Origin of the sequence: Streptococcus sp. KR (genome assembly GCF_002238115.1) — a bacterium.
GTDB lineage: Bacteria > Bacillota > Bacilli > Lactobacillales > Streptococcaceae > Streptococcus.
In genome coordinates this window covers 33,592-48,826 of the sequence record NZ_NGVM01000020.1, presented here as the reverse complement: position 1 = coordinate 48,826, position 15,235 = coordinate 33,592, and the positions used below count along the sequence as shown (strand labels likewise).

16 protein-coding genes, 1 tRNA gene, 1 other RNA gene and 2 pseudogenes are annotated in these 15,235 nt (G+C 41.5%); 18 read left to right on the top strand and 2 right to left on the bottom strand.

Annotation, left to right across the window (positions count from 1 at the left end):
• Positions 1 to 59: 59 nt before the first annotated feature.
• Positions 60 to 133 (top strand) — tRNA-Asn (locus CBI42_RS09105).
• Positions 134 to 228: 95 nt separating this feature from the next.
• Here CBI42_RS09105 and CBI42_RS09100 read toward each other — a convergent pair.
• Positions 229 to 358: pseudogene (locus tag CBI42_RS09100) on the bottom strand (ISL3 family transposase); the annotation flags it as partial.
• A 53-nt stretch (positions 359 to 411) separates the two neighbouring features.
• Here CBI42_RS09100 and CBI42_RS09095 point away from each other — a divergent pair.
• From CBI42_RS09095 to CBI42_RS09035, 13 genes and pseudogenes are all read left to right on the top strand, one after another.
• A pseudogene (locus CBI42_RS09095) lies at positions 412 to 1,716 on the top strand (IS3 family transposase).
• Positions 1,717 to 1,984: 268 nt separating this feature from the next.
• Positions 1,985 to 2,221 carry a sigma(X)-activator ComW gene (gene comW, locus CBI42_RS09090; protein ID WP_094753828.1) on the top strand — a complete coding sequence of 79 codons (237 nt, stop codon included), beginning with the start codon at positions 1,985 to 1,987 and terminating at the stop codon, positions 2,219 to 2,221.
• A gap of 230 nt (positions 2,222 to 2,451) precedes the next feature.
• Positions 2,452 to 3,738 carry an adenylosuccinate synthase gene (locus CBI42_RS09085; protein ID WP_001832534.1) on the top strand — a complete coding sequence of 429 codons (1,287 nt, stop codon included), beginning with the start codon at positions 2,452 to 2,454 and terminating at the stop codon, positions 3,736 to 3,738.
• Positions 3,739 to 3,937: 199 nt separating this feature from the next.
• Positions 3,938 to 4,405 carry a tRNA adenosine(34) deaminase TadA gene (tadA, locus tag CBI42_RS09080; RefSeq protein ID WP_001110112.1) on the top strand — a complete coding sequence of 156 codons (468 nt, stop codon included), beginning with the start codon at positions 3,938 to 3,940 and terminating at the stop codon, positions 4,403 to 4,405.
• Positions 4,406 to 4,437: 32 nt separating this feature from the next.
• An RNA gene (ffs, locus tag CBI42_RS09075) (signal recognition particle sRNA small type) lies at positions 4,438 to 4,535 on the top strand.
• A 56-nt stretch (positions 4,536 to 4,591) separates the two neighbouring features.
• Entirely contained in the window at positions 4,592 to 5,035 is a 444-nt protein-coding gene (locus CBI42_RS09070; protein ID WP_084933670.1) for a dUTP diphosphatase, read from the top strand.
• Entirely contained in the window at positions 4,995 to 5,552 is a 558-nt protein-coding gene (locus tag CBI42_RS09065; RefSeq protein ID WP_094753827.1) for a histidine phosphatase family protein, read from the top strand. The genes CBI42_RS09070 and CBI42_RS09065 overlap by 41 nt, the downstream gene beginning before the upstream one ends.
• A gap of 13 nt (positions 5,553 to 5,565) precedes the next feature.
• Positions 5,566 to 6,927, top strand: coding sequence for a DNA repair protein RadA (radA, locus tag CBI42_RS09060; RefSeq protein ID WP_256963689.1), 1,362 nt, complete (start codon positions 5,566 to 5,568; stop codon positions 6,925 to 6,927).
• A 71-nt stretch (positions 6,928 to 6,998) separates the two neighbouring features.
• A complete protein-coding gene (locus tag CBI42_RS09055) occupies positions 6,999 to 7,694 on the top strand; it encodes a TIGR00266 family protein (protein WP_094753825.1) in 696 nt (231 codons plus the stop codon).
• A gap of 159 nt (positions 7,695 to 7,853) precedes the next feature.
• Positions 7,854 to 8,351: a beta-class carbonic anhydrase gene (locus CBI42_RS09050; protein WP_070842477.1), complete on the top strand. Its 498-nt coding sequence runs from the start codon at positions 7,854 to 7,856 to the stop codon at positions 8,349 to 8,351.
• Positions 8,352 to 8,375: 24 nt separating this feature from the next.
• Positions 8,376 to 9,191, top strand: coding sequence for a PrsW family intramembrane metalloprotease (locus CBI42_RS09045; RefSeq protein ID WP_049544012.1), 816 nt, complete (start codon positions 8,376 to 8,378; stop codon positions 9,189 to 9,191).
• A gap of 145 nt (positions 9,192 to 9,336) precedes the next feature.
• Positions 9,337 to 10,305 (top strand): ribose-phosphate diphosphokinase, encoded by a 969-nt coding sequence (locus tag CBI42_RS09040; protein ID WP_000010168.1) that lies wholly within the window; start codon positions 9,337 to 9,339, stop codon positions 10,303 to 10,305.
• Between the two features lie 116 nt (positions 10,306 to 10,421).
• Positions 10,422 to 10,859, top strand: coding sequence for a CoA-binding protein (locus CBI42_RS09035; RefSeq protein WP_004269962.1), 438 nt, complete (start codon positions 10,422 to 10,424; stop codon positions 10,857 to 10,859).
• 31 nt (positions 10,860 to 10,890) lie between these two features.
• Here CBI42_RS09035 and CBI42_RS09030 read toward each other — a convergent pair whose 3' ends face one another.
• Positions 10,891 to 11,901, bottom strand: a complete 1,011-nt coding sequence (locus tag CBI42_RS09030) for a YeiH family protein (RefSeq protein WP_004269961.1) — start codon at positions 11,899 to 11,901, stop codon at positions 10,891 to 10,893.
• 148 nt (positions 11,902 to 12,049) lie between these two features.
• Here CBI42_RS09030 and CBI42_RS09025 point away from each other — a divergent pair, with 148 nt between their 5' ends.
• From CBI42_RS09025 to CBI42_RS09010, 4 genes are read left to right on the top strand one after another with little or no spacing between them, the layout of a single operon-like run.
• Complete coding sequence (locus CBI42_RS09025) at positions 12,050 to 13,219, top strand: pyridoxal phosphate-dependent aminotransferase (protein ID WP_004269960.1); 1,170 nt, start codon at positions 12,050 to 12,052, stop codon at positions 13,217 to 13,219.
• Entirely contained in the window at positions 13,216 to 13,986 is a 771-nt protein-coding gene (gene recO / locus CBI42_RS09020; RefSeq protein WP_049487896.1) for a DNA repair protein RecO, read from the top strand. Before CBI42_RS09025 ends, recO begins: the two co-directional genes overlap by 4 nt.
• Positions 13,983 to 14,975 carry a phosphate acyltransferase PlsX gene (gene plsX, locus CBI42_RS09015; RefSeq protein WP_094753824.1) on the top strand — a complete coding sequence of 331 codons (993 nt, stop codon included), beginning with the start codon at positions 13,983 to 13,985 and terminating at the stop codon, positions 14,973 to 14,975. The genes recO and plsX overlap by 4 nt, the downstream gene beginning before the upstream one ends.
• Positions 14,976 to 14,980: 5 nt before the next feature.
• On the top strand, positions 14,981 to 15,217 hold the full coding sequence (locus CBI42_RS09010) for an acyl carrier protein (RefSeq protein ID WP_004269958.1): 237 nt from the start codon (positions 14,981 to 14,983) through the stop codon (positions 15,215 to 15,217).
• The last annotated feature ends 18 nt before the right edge of the window (positions 15,218 to 15,235 follow it).

The following is a 15,235-nucleotide window of genomic DNA, read 5'->3' as shown; positions in this document are numbered from 1 at the left end:
GAACGCCGGAAGTAGTTGGGGGTTGCCCCCTGTGAGATATGGAAGTCGCTTAGCTTTATTCCGCCATAGCTCAGTTGGTAGTAGCGCATGACTGTTAATCATGATGTCGTAGGTTCGAGTCCTACTGGCGGAGTAGTTAATTAAGAGAGGTTTAGTCCTCTTTTTTTATTTTCGTGAACGTAAAAATAGGCTCTCTGTCAACTGTAGTGGATTGAAGAAAAGGTAATATCTAGAAAGGACAAATTTTGTCCTTTCTTTTTTGATGTTTAGAGCGATGAAAATCCTTTTTTGAAGTTTTCAAAGTGTTGACGATTTTATATTTGTCCTTGAGAAAGATTTTAAAAACAGTCTGAAAAATCTAACTTTTGGGGTGTTTTTATTATGAAATTAACATATGATGATAAAGTTTAGATCTATGAACTTAGAAAATAAGGATATAGCTAGAGAAGCTTTCAAATAAATTTGGGATAAACAATTCTAATCTTAGATACATGATTAAATTGATTGATCGTTACGGAATAGAGTTCGTCAAAAAAGGGAAAAATCGTTACTATTCTCCTGATTTAAAACAAGAAATGATTCATAAAGTCTTACATGAAGGCTGGACTAAAGATAGAGTTTCTCTTGAATACGGCCTCCCAAGTCGTACGATACTTCTTAACTGGCTAGCACAATACAAGAAAAACGGGTATACTATTGTTGAGAAAACAAGAGGGAGAGTACCTAAAATGGGACGTAAGCCAAAAAAGAGACTTGAAGAGAGGACAGAATTAGAACGTCTTCAAGCAGAAAATGAGTACCTGAGAGCGGAGAATGCCATCCTAAAAAAGTTGAGAGAACTCCGATTGAAGGAGAAAAAAGAGAAAGAAGAAAGACAGAAATTGTTCAAGAATTAATGACTGAGTTTTCGTTAGATATTCTTCTAAAAGCCATTAAACTAGCTCGTTCGACCTACTACTATCACTTGAAACAGCTAGACAAACCAGATAAGAACCAAGAGCTTAAAGCTGAAATTCAATCTATTTTTATCAAACACTAAGGAAATTATGGTTATCGTCGGATTCATTTAGAACTAAGAAATCGTGGTTATCTGGTAAATCAGAAAAGAGTTCAACGCTTGATGAAAGTACTCAATTTACAAGCTAAAATGCGACAGAAACGAAAATATTCTTCTCATGGTAAGAAGGCAGATAATCTCATTCAACGTCAATTTGAAGGCTCTAAAATAAAGGAAAAGTGCTACACAGATGTGACAGAATTTGCCATTCCAGCAAGTACTCAAAAGCTTTACTTATCACCAGTTTTAGATGGCTTTAATAGCGAAATTATTGCCTATAATCTTTCAACTTCACCGAACTTAGCACAAGTAAAAACCATGTTGGAACAGTCCTTCACAGAGAAGCACTACGAGAATACGATTCTCCATAGTGACCAAGGTTGGCAATACCAACACGATTCTTACCATCGGTTCCTAGAGAGTAAGGGAATTCAAGCATCCATGTCACGTAAAGGTAACAGCCAAGACAACGGTATGATGGAGTCCTTTTTTGGCATTCTGAAATCGGAGATGTTTTATGGTTATGAGAAGTCATTTCAGTCGCTTAGCAATTGGAACAAGCCATTGTAGACTATATTGATTACTACAACAATAAACGAATTAAGGTAAAACTAAAAGGGCTTAGCCCTGTGCAATACAGAACTAAATCCTTCAGATAAATTAATTGTCTAACTTTTTGGGGTCAGTACAATCTGATGCTATGCGTTTTTCTCAATTTAAGATTTTTACCTCAGTCTCTTTTAGTATTTAACACAGTTAATAAGGTCTATAATAGTCTAATTTAGGTAGTAAATTTGTTCCTATTCTGTCAACTTTTTCTATTTGTTTTCTTGTTGAGGTTGGTTTTTAAGCAATTCAGGAATTGATAGTGAATGTGTAAAATTTTTTGTTAGAATAAGCTTATAAAAAGTAAAGGGGTATAGGCTTATGTTACAAAAGATTTATGAGCAGATGACGGATTTTTATAGAAATATTGAAGAAGAGTATGGTACGTTCTTCGGAGATCATTTTGACTGGGAACATGTTCATTTTAAATTTTTGATTTATTATCTTTTCCGATATAGCATTGGGAATCATCGGGATTTTATTGTTTACCATTATCGTGTTGCTTATCGTTTGTATCTTGAAAAATTGATAATGAAACAAGGTTTTGTTGCTTGTTGAGACAGTATGAGTTAATTTCCGAACAAATTTAACTTTTTGTAGGAAAATAATGATAAATAGCCGGAATTATTTCTAAATCATTTTTTAATAGTTGGAAATAGCAAATCTTTCTATTGTTTCTTCTTGATAAAAAGTCGATTTTTTCTTATAATAAATTGTAAGATATAATTGCAGGTGAGAGTCCTGCCATGTATGTGAGAAAGGAAGAGCCTGAGGGCTCAGACAAGATTATGACTTCAGTTGTTGTTGTAGGTACCCAATGGGGTGATGAAGGTAAAGGGAAGATTACAGACTTCCTTTCAGCGAATGCAGAAGTGATTGCACGTTACCAAGGTGGTGATAATGCAGGCCACACGATTGTGATTGATGGGAAGAAGTTTAAATTGCACTTGATTCCATCTGGGATTTTCTTCCCTGAAAAAATCTCTGTTATTGGGAATGGTATGGTTGTAAATCCTAAATCTCTTGTGAAAGAGTTGAGCTATCTTCATGAGGAAGGTGTTACAACTGATAACTTGCGTATTTCTGATCGCGCGCATGTTATTTTGCCTTATCATATCGAGTTGGATCGCTTGCAAGAAGAAGCTAAGGGAGACAATAAGATTGGTACTACAATTAAGGGAATTGGTCCAGCTTATATGGACAAGGCTGCTCGTGTTGGGATTCGTATTGCAGATCTTTTAGATAAAGATATTTTCCGTGAGCGTTTAGAACGTAACCTTGCTGAAAAGAATCGTCTTTTTGAAAAATTGTATGACAGTAAAGCGATTGCTTTTGATGATATTTTTGAAGAATATTATGAATATGGTCAACAAATCAAGAAGTATGTGACAGATACATCTGTTATTTTGAATGATGCACTTGATAACGGTAAACGTGTGCTTTTTGAAGGTGCACAAGGTGTTATGCTAGATATCGACCAAGGGACCTATCCATTTGTTACGTCATCAAACCCTGTGGCTGGTGGTGTTACGATTGGTTCAGGTGTTGGTCCAAGTAAGATTGACAAGGTTGTAGGTGTATGTAAGGCTTATACTAGTCGTGTAGGAGACGGTCCATTCCCAACTGAGTTGTTTGATGAAGTGGGAGAACGTATCCGTGAAGTGGGTCATGAATATGGTACAACAACTGGTCGTCCACGTCGTGTGGGTTGGTTTGACTCAGTTGTCATGCGTCATAGCCGCCGTGTCTCTGGTATTACGAACCTTTCATTGAACTCTATCGATGTTTTGAGTGGTTTGGATACAGTGAAAATCTGTGTGGCCTATGATCTTGATGGTCAACGTATTGACTACTATCCAGCTAGTCTTGAGCAATTGAAGCGTTGCAAGCCTATCTATGAAGAGTTGCCAGGTTGGTCAGAAGATATTACCGGAGTTCGTAATTTGGAAGATCTTCCTGAGAATGCGCGTAACTATGTTCGTCGTGTGAGTGAATTGGTTGGCGTTCGTATTTCTACTTTTTCAGTAGGTCCTGGTCGTGAACAAACAAATATTTTAGAAAGTGTTTGGTCCTAAGAGATTTTTAAGATTTGTTTAAGATAGGTCGGGTATACTATAGACAGTTACAAGAAGACCTCCTAACTTGTTGTAACAAATATCCTAAACTTTTCTTTTTCATAATAATCTCCCTATAAAGTCACCGCATTCGGTGGCTTTTTTTGTCTTGGGATTCATGATATAATAAAAAAATCGATAAGTAGGAAAAGAGAAACGGATGAATTATACAGTTGAAGAAAAAGAAGTCTTTATGAGGGAGGCTTTGAGAGAGGCTGAGATTGCTCTTGAACATGATGAAATTCCAATTGGTTGTGTGATTGTCAAGGACGGAGAAATCATTGGTCGTGGGCATAATGCACGTGAGGAGTTGCAGCGAGCGGTTATGCATGCGGAAATTATGGCCATAGAGAACGCGAATCTGAGTGAGGAGAGCTGGCGCTTGCTGGATTGCACGCTTTTTGTGACCATTGAGCCTTGTGTTATGTGTAGTGGGGCGATTGGACTTGCCCGTATTCCAAACGTGGTCTATGGGGCTAAAAACCAGAAATTTGGCGCTGCTGGGAGTTTGTACGATATCTTGACAGATGAGCGTCTCAATCATCGTGTGGAGGTTGAAACGGGAATTTTGGAAGATGAATGCGCAGCTATTATGCAGGACTTTTTTAGAAATAGACGGAAAAAATAATTTTGCTTTTAAAATGAATAGGAATGTGATATAATAAATAGTGGAGCAACAGTTCTGCGTGAAGCGGGTCAGGGGAGGAATCCAGCAGCCCTAAGCGATTTGAATTGTGTGCTCTTTTTTTCGTGCTTTTTCCGAATAAATAAGATAGAATAATCTAGAATAAATGATAATAGAAAAGAGAAGATTATGAAAATTCGTGGTTTTGAATTGGTTTCGAGTTTTACAGATGAGAATTTATTGCCCAAGCGTGAGACAGCGCATGCGGCTGGTTACGACTTAAAGGTTGCTGTGCGTACGGTTATTGCGCCAGGAGAGATTGTCTTGGTTCCGACAGGGGTTAAGGCTTATATGCAGCCGACTGAGGTTCTCTACCTCTATGATCGCTCTTCAAATCCTCGTAAGAAGGGCTTGGTTTTAATTAATTCAGTTGGGGTCATTGATGGGGATTATTATGGAAATCCTGGGAATGAAGGGCATATTTTTGCTCAGATGAAGAATATTACAGATCAAGAGGTTGTTCTTGAAGTTGGGGAACGCGTGGTTCAGGCTGTCTTTGCGCCTTTCTTAATCGCAGATGGAGATACAGCTGATGGTGTTCGAACTGGTGGATTTGGATCGACTGGGCACTAGGATGAAGATTGTCTTTGTACGCCACGGGGAGCCAGACTACCGTGAGTTAGAGGAGCGTTTTTATACGGGATTTGGGATAGATTTGGCACCCTTGTCTGATAAGGGACGGCAGCAAGCCCAGAAATTGAGTACCAATTCTTTACTATCCTCAGTTGAAATAATCATATCTTCTGCAGTCACAAGAGCTTTAGAAACGGCTTCTTATGTGGTTTGTGCTACGGGACTTCCTTTGAAAGTGGAGCCTTTATTACATGAATGGCAGGTCTATGAAAGTGGCACAGATAATTTTGAAAAAGCTCGCACTATGTTTCTAGGAAATAAGGGGGAGTTACTTCCTAATAGTCCTATTCAATATGAGACAGCTAAAGAGATGAAGTCTCGTTTTCTAGAATGCATGGCTAAGTATCGAGCTTACCAGACCGTTATAGTGGTAACTCACAACATGCTCATGCGTCAGTTTGTGCCAAATGAGAAGATTGATTTTTGCCAAGTGATTGAGTGTGAGGTAGAGATATAGAAAGAGGTTTATCATCGCAAAGAAAAAAGTGACATTTGTATGTCAAAATTGTGGCTATAATTCCCCTAAATATCTGGGGCGTTGTCCCAACTGTGGGTCTTGGTCTTCTTTTGTAGAAGAGGTTGAGGTTGCCGAGGTCAAGAATGCGCGTGTGTCCTTGACAGGTGAGAAAACCAAGCCCATGAAACTTGCTGAGGTGACTTCCATCAATGTCAATCGAACTAAGACAGAGATGGAGGAATTCAACCGTGTACTTGGAGGCGGAGTGGTACCAGGAAGTCTCGTCCTCATAGGTGGGGATCCTGGAATTGGGAAATCAACCCTTCTTCTACAAGTTTCAACCCAGCTGTCTCAAGTGGGAACTGTTCTCTATGTCAGTGGGGAGGAGTCTGCCCAGCAGATTAAGCTACGAGCAGAGCGCTTGGGAGATATTGATAGCGAGTTTTATCTATATGCCGAGACCAATATGCAGAGTGTTCGAGCTGAGGTGGAGCGCATCCAGCCAGACTTCCTCATTATTGACTCCATTCAGACCATCATGTCTCCTGAGATTTCAGGGGTGCAGGGATCTGTTTCTCAAGTGCGTGAGGTGACGGCTGAACTTATGCAGCTGGCCAAAACTAATAATATTGCCATCTTTATCGTAGGTCATGTGACCAAAGAAGGAACCTTGGCTGGGCCTCGTATGTTGGAGCATATGGTGGATACGGTGCTTTACTTTGAAGGGGAGCGTCATCACACCTTTCGTATTTTGAGAGCGGTCAAAAATCGTTTTGGCTCCACTAATGAGATTGGAATTTTTGAGATGCAGTCAGGTGGCTTGGTTGAGGTCCTCAATCCGAGTCAAGTTTTCCTAGAAGAGCGTTTGGATGGAGCAACTGGTTCATCAATCGTTGTGACCATGGAAGGGACGCGTCCGATTTTGGCGGAGGTTCAGGCCTTGGTAACACCGACCATGTTTGGAAATGCCAAGCGTACAACGACAGGACTTGATTTTAATCGTGCTAGTCTGATTATGGCTGTTTTGGAAAAGCGTGCAGGACTTCTCTTACAAAATCAGGACGCCTATCTTAAATCAGCTGGTGGTGTCAAATTAGATGAACCTGCTATTGACCTGGCTGTTGCAGTTGCTATTGCTTCTAGCTACAAGGACAAGCCAACCAATCCCCAGGAATGTTTTGTAGGAGAGTTGGGCTTGACGGGAGAGATTCGGCGCGTAAATCGTATCGAACAACGGATCAATGAAGCCGCTAAGCTTGGATTTACAAAAATCTATGTACCAAAAAATTCCCTAACAGGTATAAAGTCACCTAAGGAAATTCAGGTGATTGGGGTGACGACTATTCAGGAAGTCTTGAAAAAAGTATTCTCCTAATCGTTTTACTCAGGTTTAGATTACTAATTATTTTATTGCTAACATTTATTAAAAGTAAGGAGGAATTTCTGATGAAATTTTCTATGGATAGTCACATGCAGTTTCCTTTGGTAGAGTTGTCGCTCAATCAGGGAGAAACGGTCTTTATTCAGCGCGGTAGCATGGTCTACCATACACCTAATGTAAGTCTCAATACCCAGCTCAATGCAAGCGGTTCTGGTTTGGGACGTTTTGTCAAAGCTGTAGGGCGTTCAATGGTTTCTGGTGAAAGTACCTTTATCACTCAAGCTGTTGCAGAGTCCGACAACGGAAACCTTGCTTTAGCACCAGATACTCCTGGTCAAGTGATTGCTCTTGAGCTAGGCGAAAAGCAGTACCGATTGAATGATGGGGCCTTTTTAGCTCTTGATGGTACAGCTTTCTATACAATGGAGCGCCAGTCTATTGGGAAAGCTCTGTTCGGAGGGCAAGGCGGTCTCTTTGTAATGACAACCCAAGGTCAGGGAACTCTTTTGGCTAATGCTTTTGGATCTATTAAGAAAATTGAGCTACAAAACCAAGAAATAACCATTGACAATGCCCATGTGGTGGCTTGGAGTCAATCTTTGGACTATAATATCCACTTAGAAAATAGCTTCTGGCAGTCTATTGGTACAGGCGAAGGAGTGGTGAATACCTTCCGAGGAACTGGTGAGGTCTACGTACAAAGTCTCAATCTTCAGAGCTTTGCAGGATCGCTCAATAAGTATATCCAAAAAGGTTCATAAAAATAAAACTAGGACAGAAGCCCAAGCTAGAAGCTGGATGTCTCTGTCCCAGTTTTTTTATATGAAGGTTGACAACTGACAAGACAAAGAAAAGATGGTAAGATAGGATATAAATAATTTGGTGTTCAAATTATCTGATAGACTAGAAAGTGAGTTGTCATGTCCTATTTTGAAAATTTTTTAAAAGCCAATCAAGCCTATGTAGAACTGCATGGAGATCTTCATTTATCAATCAAACCAAAGACCAAGGTTGCAATCGTAACCTGTATGGACTCGCGTTTACACGTTGCGCCAGCTCTTGGGTTGGCTCTGGGAGATGCTCATATTTTGCGGAATGCTGGAGGGCGAGTGACAGATGATATGATTCGCTCGCTTGTGATTTCCCAGCAACAAATGGGGACAAGGGAAATTGTGGTGCTCCATCATACAGACTGTGGTGCACAGACCTTTGAAAATGGTCCTTTTCAGGAGTATTTAAAAGAGGAACTAGGTGTCGATGTGTCAGATCAGGATTTCTTGCCCTTCCAAGATATAGAGGAGAGTGTACGCGAGGACATGCAACTTCTTATCGAGTCTCACCTAATACCAGACGATGTTGTTATTTCAGGTGCGGTTTACGATGTGGATACAGGAAGGATGACAGTCGTAGAATTATAAATACTTCATTTAGAAAGAAAGTGTATGAAGAAAAACAGCATTTTATTTATTTTTATCTTATTGCTATGTATTGGTTTACAATATGAAACCATCTACTATACGGATGGTTCGATGTCAGGTGCGGAATATGGACTAATGGGAGTTTCTATCTTTCTAGCTCTCTTTTACATGATTCCAGCTCTTTATTTCCTTTTCCGCATTGGGAAAAAATGGGAATTGCCAAAGAATGCCTTGATCTTGTCTTTATTGGGAGGGATGTTCCTTTCAGGCTGGCTGTCTAGCTTTGCTAATACCTATATCCATGATTTATTGGAGGTTCTTTTCCCAGATAGTGCATTTTTAAATGCCTTTGAAAGTGCGATTGTGGCTCCTTTGGTAGAAGAACCCTTGAAATTGTTGCCACTTGTCTTTGTTTTAGCTTTGATTCCTGTGCGAAAATTAAAATCTTTGTTTTTACTAGGGATTGCTTCTGGTTTGGGATTTCAAATGATTGAGGATATTGGCTATATTCGTACGGATTTGCCAGAGGGATTTGACTTTACTATTTCGAGAATTTTAGAGCGTATCATCTCAGGAATTGCCTCTCACTGGACTTTTTCAGGTCTGGCTGTAGTAGGTGTTTACTTGCTTTACAGAGCCTATAAAGGGCAGAAGGTTGGCAAGAAACAGGGGCTTATTTTCCTAGGTTTAGCCTTGGGAACTCACTTCTTGTTTAATTCTCCTTTTGTTGAATTGGAGACAGAGTTGCCTTTAGCGATTCCAGTGGTTACGGCTATTACTCTCTATGGTTTTTATCAGGCTTATCGTTTTGTTGAGAAACACAATGAGTTGATGAACTAGAATATTTTTTAAAAGAATGATGCAAGGGTACAAATATGGTGCCCTTCTTTTATTTTTGATTGAAAAATAGTGCAAAAAGCGCTACAATGGTAAATGGAAAAATCTTGTGAAAAGCACAAGCGATACATATATACCGGAGGAAATCATGTCTTTTTCTGATTTAAAGCTGTTTGCCCTTTCTTCTAATCAAGAATTGGCAAAACGTGTGGCGCAGGAGATTGGGATAGAGTTGGGGAAATCAAGTGTTCGCCAATTTTCAGATGGAGAGATTCAGGTCAACATTGAAGAATCAATCCGTGGGAAACACGTCTTTATCTTACAATCAACTAGTTCGCCTGTAAATGACAATCTGCTTGAAATTTTGATTATGGTGGATGCTTTGAAGCGTGCGAGTGCAGAATCTGTCAATGTTGTCATGCCTTACTATGGGTATGCACGTCAGGATAGAAAGGCGAGAGCGCGTGAGCCAATCACTTCAAAACTTGTTGCAAATATGCTTGAAGTAGCTGGAGTGGATCGTTTATTGACAATCGACTTGCATGCTGCGCAGATTCAAGGATTCTTTGATATTCCTGTGGATCACTTGATGGGGGCTCCTCTGATTGCGGATTATTTTGAGCGTCGTGGCATGGTTGGTTCTGACTATGTGGTTGTCAGCCCAGACCATGGAGGGGTGACTCGTGCCCGTAAGTTGGCAGAATTTTTGAAAACATCTATCGCTATCATTGATAAACGTCGTAGCGTTGATAAGATGAATACTAGTGAAGTCATGAACATCATCGGTAAGGTCGAAGGCAAGACTTGTATCTTGATTGATGATATGATTGATACAGCTGGAACGATTTGTCATGCGGCAGATGCCCTTGCGGAAGCTGGTGCTGTTGAAGTCTATGCAAGCTGTACGCACCCAGTTCTTTCTGGTCCTGCTATGGACAATATCCAAAATTCAGCTATTAAGAAATTGGTTGTTTTGGATACCATCTATCTCCCAGAAGAGCGTTTGATTGATAAGATTGAGCAGATTTCAATCGCTCACCTATTAGGGGATGCTATCGTGCGTATCCATGAAAAACGCCCACTTTCTCCACTTTTCAGTATTGAGAAAAAGATTTAAGTTTTCGCTTAGAATAAAACATACTCCTAGCAGAAGTGAACTGCTAGGAGCTTTTTTGTAGCCAAAATCTGCAAGCCTTTTCAAAATGTGCTATACTGATGAAAAGGAGGATTTCTATGAGTCAAGAATTTATCAATCCAAGTGATGGCGTGATTCGTCAGTATCTCGCAGCGAGTAAAACCCTTGCTGTGGTAGGTTTGTCAGACCGTGAGGAAACAACCAGCAATCGAGTGACCAAGGAAATGCAGGCTCGGGGTTATAAAATCATCCCAGTCAATCCTAAGGTTGCAGGTGGAGAAATCTTGGGTGAAAAGGCTTATGCTAGCCTAGCAGAGATTCCTTTTCCTGTAGACATTGTTAATGTTTACCGTCGCAGCGAGTTTTTGCCTGATGTGGCGCGTGATTTTCTCAAGGCTGATGCTAAGATTTTTTGGGCACAGCTAGGACTTGAAAGTCTAGAAGCGGAAGAAATCTTGCGTGCTGGTGGATGTGATGATATCGTGATGAATCGTTGTATTAAGAGAGAACATACACGCTTGATTGAGGAAGCATAAGAAAAAGGTAGCTGGTGGGCTACCTTTTGTGTTAGAAAATGCCAATAAGGGTCTGCATACCGAGACTGGTGAGGATGATGGCAATCCAGCAGATGGCTCCGAGAATAATGGATTTTCCGCTGGATTTGACCATAGCGACCAGATTAGTTTTGAGACCGATAGCACTCATGGCCATGATAATGAAAAATTTGGAGAGTTGTTTGAGAGGGGTAAAGAAACTACTGGACACACCGAGAGAGGTTAGGATAGTAGTTAGGAGAGATGCAAGGATAAAGTAAAGGATAAAAAGTGGGAAGACTTTTTTCAGTTGTAGGCCTTGCTTATTTTTTTGCTCGCGACTTTGCCAATAGGAGAGAAAGAGAGTGATGGGGATGATAGCCAGAGTACGTGTGAGTTTGACAATGGTTGCGGATTCGAGGGTATTTGTCTGGTAGAGACTATCCCAGGCGCTAGCTGTGGCGGTTACAGAGGAAGTATCATTGACTGCAGTTCCTGCAAAGAGGGCGAAGCCGTCATTGGATAGATGAAGCCAGGTGCCGAGGGTTGGAAAGATGAGCGCAGCCAAGACATTGAAGAAAAAGATAACGGAGATGGCTTGGGCGACTTCCTTTTCCTTGGCGTGAATAACAGGCGCTGTCGCCGCAATGGCAGAACCCCCACAGATAGAAGAACCTACTCCAATCAAGGTGGCCAGTTTTGTGTCCAGTGCAAAGAAGCGCTGGAAGAGATAGGCAACAATCAAGGCTATTGAGATGGTGGACAGAATGACAGGGAGTGAAGATTGCCCAACTGCGAAGACTTGCGAGATATTGAGACCGAAACCAAGCAAGATAACAGCATACTGGAGCAATTTCTTGGAACTAAAGGTCAATCCAGCATCCAGTTGTTTGTAGGGCGAGAGAAAGGGATGGAGAAGCATGCCTATGAAAATCGCAAAAACAGGCGCGCCAATCACAGGGAAGAATCCTCCTAAGTACCAAGATAGGATGGAAATGAGAAGGCAGGCCAAGGTGCCTGCTCCATTTTTTGATAGAAATGACATAAAAACCTCCAAATAGAATCTGTTACCATTATAGACCTGTAAACAGGAAAAGTAAAATAGAAAGTGGAAAGCTATTCTCTAATGTATTTTTGCGGTCGGGGGGCTTTTGTAGTATAATAGAGATACGTTTTGAAAGTAGGAGGTATCTATGGACTTAACTAAGCGCTTTAATAAACAGTTAGATAAGATTCAAGTTTCGTTGATTCGTCAATTTGACCAGGCTATTTCGGAGATTCCTGGGGTCTTGCGTTTGACTTTGGGGGAACCTGATTTTACAACGCCAGATCATGTCAAGGAGGCGGCCAAGCGAGCGATTGATCAGAACCAATCCTACTATACAGGGATGAGTGGTCTGCTGACTCTACGTCAGGCGGCTAGTGATTTTGTTAAGGAAAAGTACCAACTGGACTATGCTCCTGAAAATGAAATCTTGGTTACAATTGGGGCAACAGAGGCTTTATCTGCTACTTTGACGGCTATTTTGGAAGAGGGCGACAAGGTGCTCTTACCAGCCCCTGCCTATCCAGGCTATGAACCGATTGTCAATCTAGTTGGGGCAGAGATTGTCGAGATTGATACGACTGAAAATGGTTTTGTCTTGACTCCTGAGATGTTGGAAAAGGCCATTTTGGAGCAAGGAGACAAGCTCAAAGCAGTTATTCTCAACTATCCAGCCAACCCGACAGGAATTACCTATAGTCGGGAGCAGTTGGAAGCCTTGGCAGCTGTTTTACGCAAGTATGAGATTTTCGTTGTTTGTGATGAGGTTTACTCAGAATTGACCTACACAGGTGAAGCCCATGTGTCTCTAGGAACTATGTTGAGAGATCAGGCTATTATTATCAATGGTTTGTCGAAATCGCATGCTATGACAGGTTGGCGTTTGGGTCTGATTTTCGCTCCTGCGGCCTTCACAGCCCAGTTAATCAAGAGTCACCAGTACTTGGTGACTGCCGCAAATACCATGGCTCAACATGCTGCGGTAGAAGCCTTGACGGCTGGTAAAAACGATGCGGAGTCGATGAAGAAGGAATACATCCAGCGTCGGGACTATATTATCGAAAAGATGACTGCTCTTGGTTTTGAGATTACCAAACCAGACGGTGCCTTTTATATCTTTGCTAAGATTCCAGCGGGCTACAGTCAAGACTCCTTTGCCTTTCTCAAGGATTTTGCACAGAAGAAGGCCGTTGCCTTTATCCCTGGTGCCGCCTTTGGACGTTACGGGGAAGGCTATGTTCGCCTATCTTATGCAGCTAGTATGGAGACTATCAAAGAAGCCATGAAACGACTTGAGGAGTACATGAGAGAAGCATGATTCAGTCTATCACGAGTCAAGGCTTGGTGCTCTACAATCGCAATTTTCGGGAGGATGACAAGCTCGTTAAGATTTTTACAGAGCAAGCTGGTAAGCGGATGTTTTTTGTCAAACACGCTGGTCAGTCTAAGCTGGCTCCGGTTATTCAGCCCTTAGTGCTGGCACGATTTCTCTTGCGAATTAATGATGATGGGCTTAGTTACATCGAGGACTATCATGAGGTGATGACCTTTCCAAAGATTAATAGCGACCTCTTTGTCATGGCCTATGCGACCTATGTGGCAGCTCTTGCAGATGCTAGTCTGCAGGACAATCAGCAGGATGCTCCCTTGTTTGCTTTTTTGCAAAAGACTTTGGAGTTGATGGAAGCAGGCTTGGATTATCAGGTTTTGACTAATATTTTTGAAATTCAAATCTTGACCAGATTTGGAATCAGCCTCAATTTTAATGAGTGTGTCTTTTGTCATCGGATCGGTCAGGCTTTTGACTTTTCTTTCAAATATGGAGCCTGCCTCTGCCCAGAGCATTATCATGAGGATGAGAGACGTTGCCATCTCAATCCCAATATCCCTTATTTGCTCAATCAGTTTCAAGCCATTGATTTTGAGACTTTGGAGACCATTTCGCTTAAGCCTGAAATCAAGCAAGAGCTACGCCAATTTATGGATCAACTATACGAAGAGTACGTTGGGATTCACCTAAAATCAAAGAAATTTATTGATTCCCTATCCGACTGGGGACAATTACTAAAAGAGGAAAATAAATGAAAAAAATCGCAGTAGATGCCATGGGGGGCGATTACGCACCTCAAGCCATCGTTGAGGGTGTCAATCAAGCCCTAGCTGACTTTTCAGATATCGAGGTTCAACTCTACGGAGATGAAGCTAAAATCAAGCAATATCTGAAAGCCACAGAGCGCGTCAGCATTATCCATACGGATGAGAAGATTGATTCAGACGATGAACCGACGAGAGCTATTCGGAAGAAGAAGAATGCCAGTATGGTATTGGCGGCCAAGGCTGTCAAAGAAGGCGAAGCAGACGCTGTACTATCAGCTGGGAATACAGGTGCTTTACTAGCAGCAGGATTTTTCATCGTGGGTCGTATCAAGAACATTGATCGCCCTGGGCTTATGTCAACATTGCCGACTGTAGATGGGAGAGGTTTTGACATGCTGGACCTCGGTGCCAATGCGGAAAATACAGCCCAGCACCTCCATCAATACGCTGTACTCGGTTCTTTCTATGCTAAAAATGTTCGTGGCATTGCGCAACCACGCGTTGGCTTGCTCAACAATGGAACAGAGAGTAGTAAGGGCGACCCACTTCGTAAGGAAACCTATGAATTATTAGAGGCTGATGAAAGTTTGAACTTTATCGGAAACGTGGAAGCACGTGATTTGATGAATGGCGTCGCGGATGTTGTTGTGGCAGATGGTTTCACGGGAAACGCTGTGCTCAAATCCATTGAAGGAACAGCTATGGGAATCATGGGTTTGCTCAAGACAGCTATTACAGGTGGTGGTCTCCGAGCGAAACTAGGCGCCCTCCTTCTCAAGGACAGCCTCAGAGGTTTGAAAAAACAGCTCAACTACTCAGATGTTGGTGGAGCAGTCTTGTTTGGTGTCAAGGCACCGGTTGTCAAGACTCATGGCTCAAGCGATGCCAAGGCTGTTTATAGTACGATTCGCCAGATTCGTACCATGTTAGAAACAGACGTAGTTGTCAAGACTGCGCGTGAATTTTCAGGAGAATAAAAGAGATGACAGAAAAAGAAATTTTTGACCGTATTGTGACCATTATCCAAGAGCGACAGGGAGAAGACTTTGTCGTGACAGAATCCTTGAGTCTGAAAGACGACTTGGATGCTGACTCAGTTGATTTGATGGAGTTTATCTTGACACTGGAAGATGAATTTAATATCGAAATCAGCGATGAGGAAATTGACCAACTCCAAAGTGTAGGGGATGTGGTAGAAGTCGTCAAACGTAAAGAATAGCAAGAAGCAAGATAAGAG

What these genes read in the sequence shown, in the direction of transcription:
- CBI42_RS09055 (WP_094753825.1), top strand. Translation starts at nt 6,999, where the DNA reads ATGAAATTTTCTATGGATAGTCACATGCAGTTTCCTTTGGTAGAGTTG.
- CBI42_RS09030 (WP_004269961.1), bottom strand. Translation starts at nt 11,901, where the DNA reads ATGTCATTTCTATCAAAAAATGGAGCAGGCACCTTGGCCTGCCTTCTC.
- comW (WP_094753828.1), top strand. Translation starts at nt 1,985, where the DNA reads ATGTTACAAAAGATTTATGAGCAGATGACGGATTTTTATAGAAATATT.
- CBI42_RS09035 (WP_004269962.1), top strand. Translation starts at nt 10,422, where the DNA reads ATGAGTCAAGAATTTATCAATCCAAGTGATGGCGTGATTCGTCAGTAT.
- CBI42_RS09040 (WP_000010168.1), top strand. Translation starts at nt 9,337, where the DNA reads ATGTCTTTTTCTGATTTAAAGCTGTTTGCCCTTTCTTCTAATCAAGAA.
- CBI42_RS09050 (WP_070842477.1), top strand. Translation starts at nt 7,854, where the DNA reads ATGTCCTATTTTGAAAATTTTTTAAAAGCCAATCAAGCCTATGTAGAA.
- CBI42_RS09045 (WP_049544012.1), top strand. Translation starts at nt 8,376, where the DNA reads ATGAAGAAAAACAGCATTTTATTTATTTTTATCTTATTGCTATGTATT.
- CBI42_RS09065 (WP_094753827.1), top strand. Translation starts at nt 4,995, where the DNA reads ATGGTGTTCGAACTGGTGGATTTGGATCGACTGGGCACTAGGATGAAG.
- CBI42_RS09010 (WP_004269958.1), top strand. Translation starts at nt 14,981, where the DNA reads ATGACAGAAAAAGAAATTTTTGACCGTATTGTGACCATTATCCAAGAG.
- CBI42_RS09085 (WP_001832534.1), top strand. Translation starts at nt 2,452, where the DNA reads ATGACTTCAGTTGTTGTTGTAGGTACCCAATGGGGTGATGAAGGTAAA.
- CBI42_RS09070 (WP_084933670.1), top strand. Translation starts at nt 4,592, where the DNA reads ATGAAAATTCGTGGTTTTGAATTGGTTTCGAGTTTTACAGATGAGAAT.
- recO (WP_049487896.1), top strand. Translation starts at nt 13,216, where the DNA reads ATGATTCAGTCTATCACGAGTCAAGGCTTGGTGCTCTACAATCGCAAT.
- CBI42_RS09025 (WP_004269960.1), top strand. Translation starts at nt 12,050, where the DNA reads ATGGACTTAACTAAGCGCTTTAATAAACAGTTAGATAAGATTCAAGTT.
- plsX (WP_094753824.1), top strand. Translation starts at nt 13,983, where the DNA reads ATGAAAAAAATCGCAGTAGATGCCATGGGGGGCGATTACGCACCTCAA.
- tadA (WP_001110112.1), top strand. Translation starts at nt 3,938, where the DNA reads ATGAATTATACAGTTGAAGAAAAAGAAGTCTTTATGAGGGAGGCTTTG.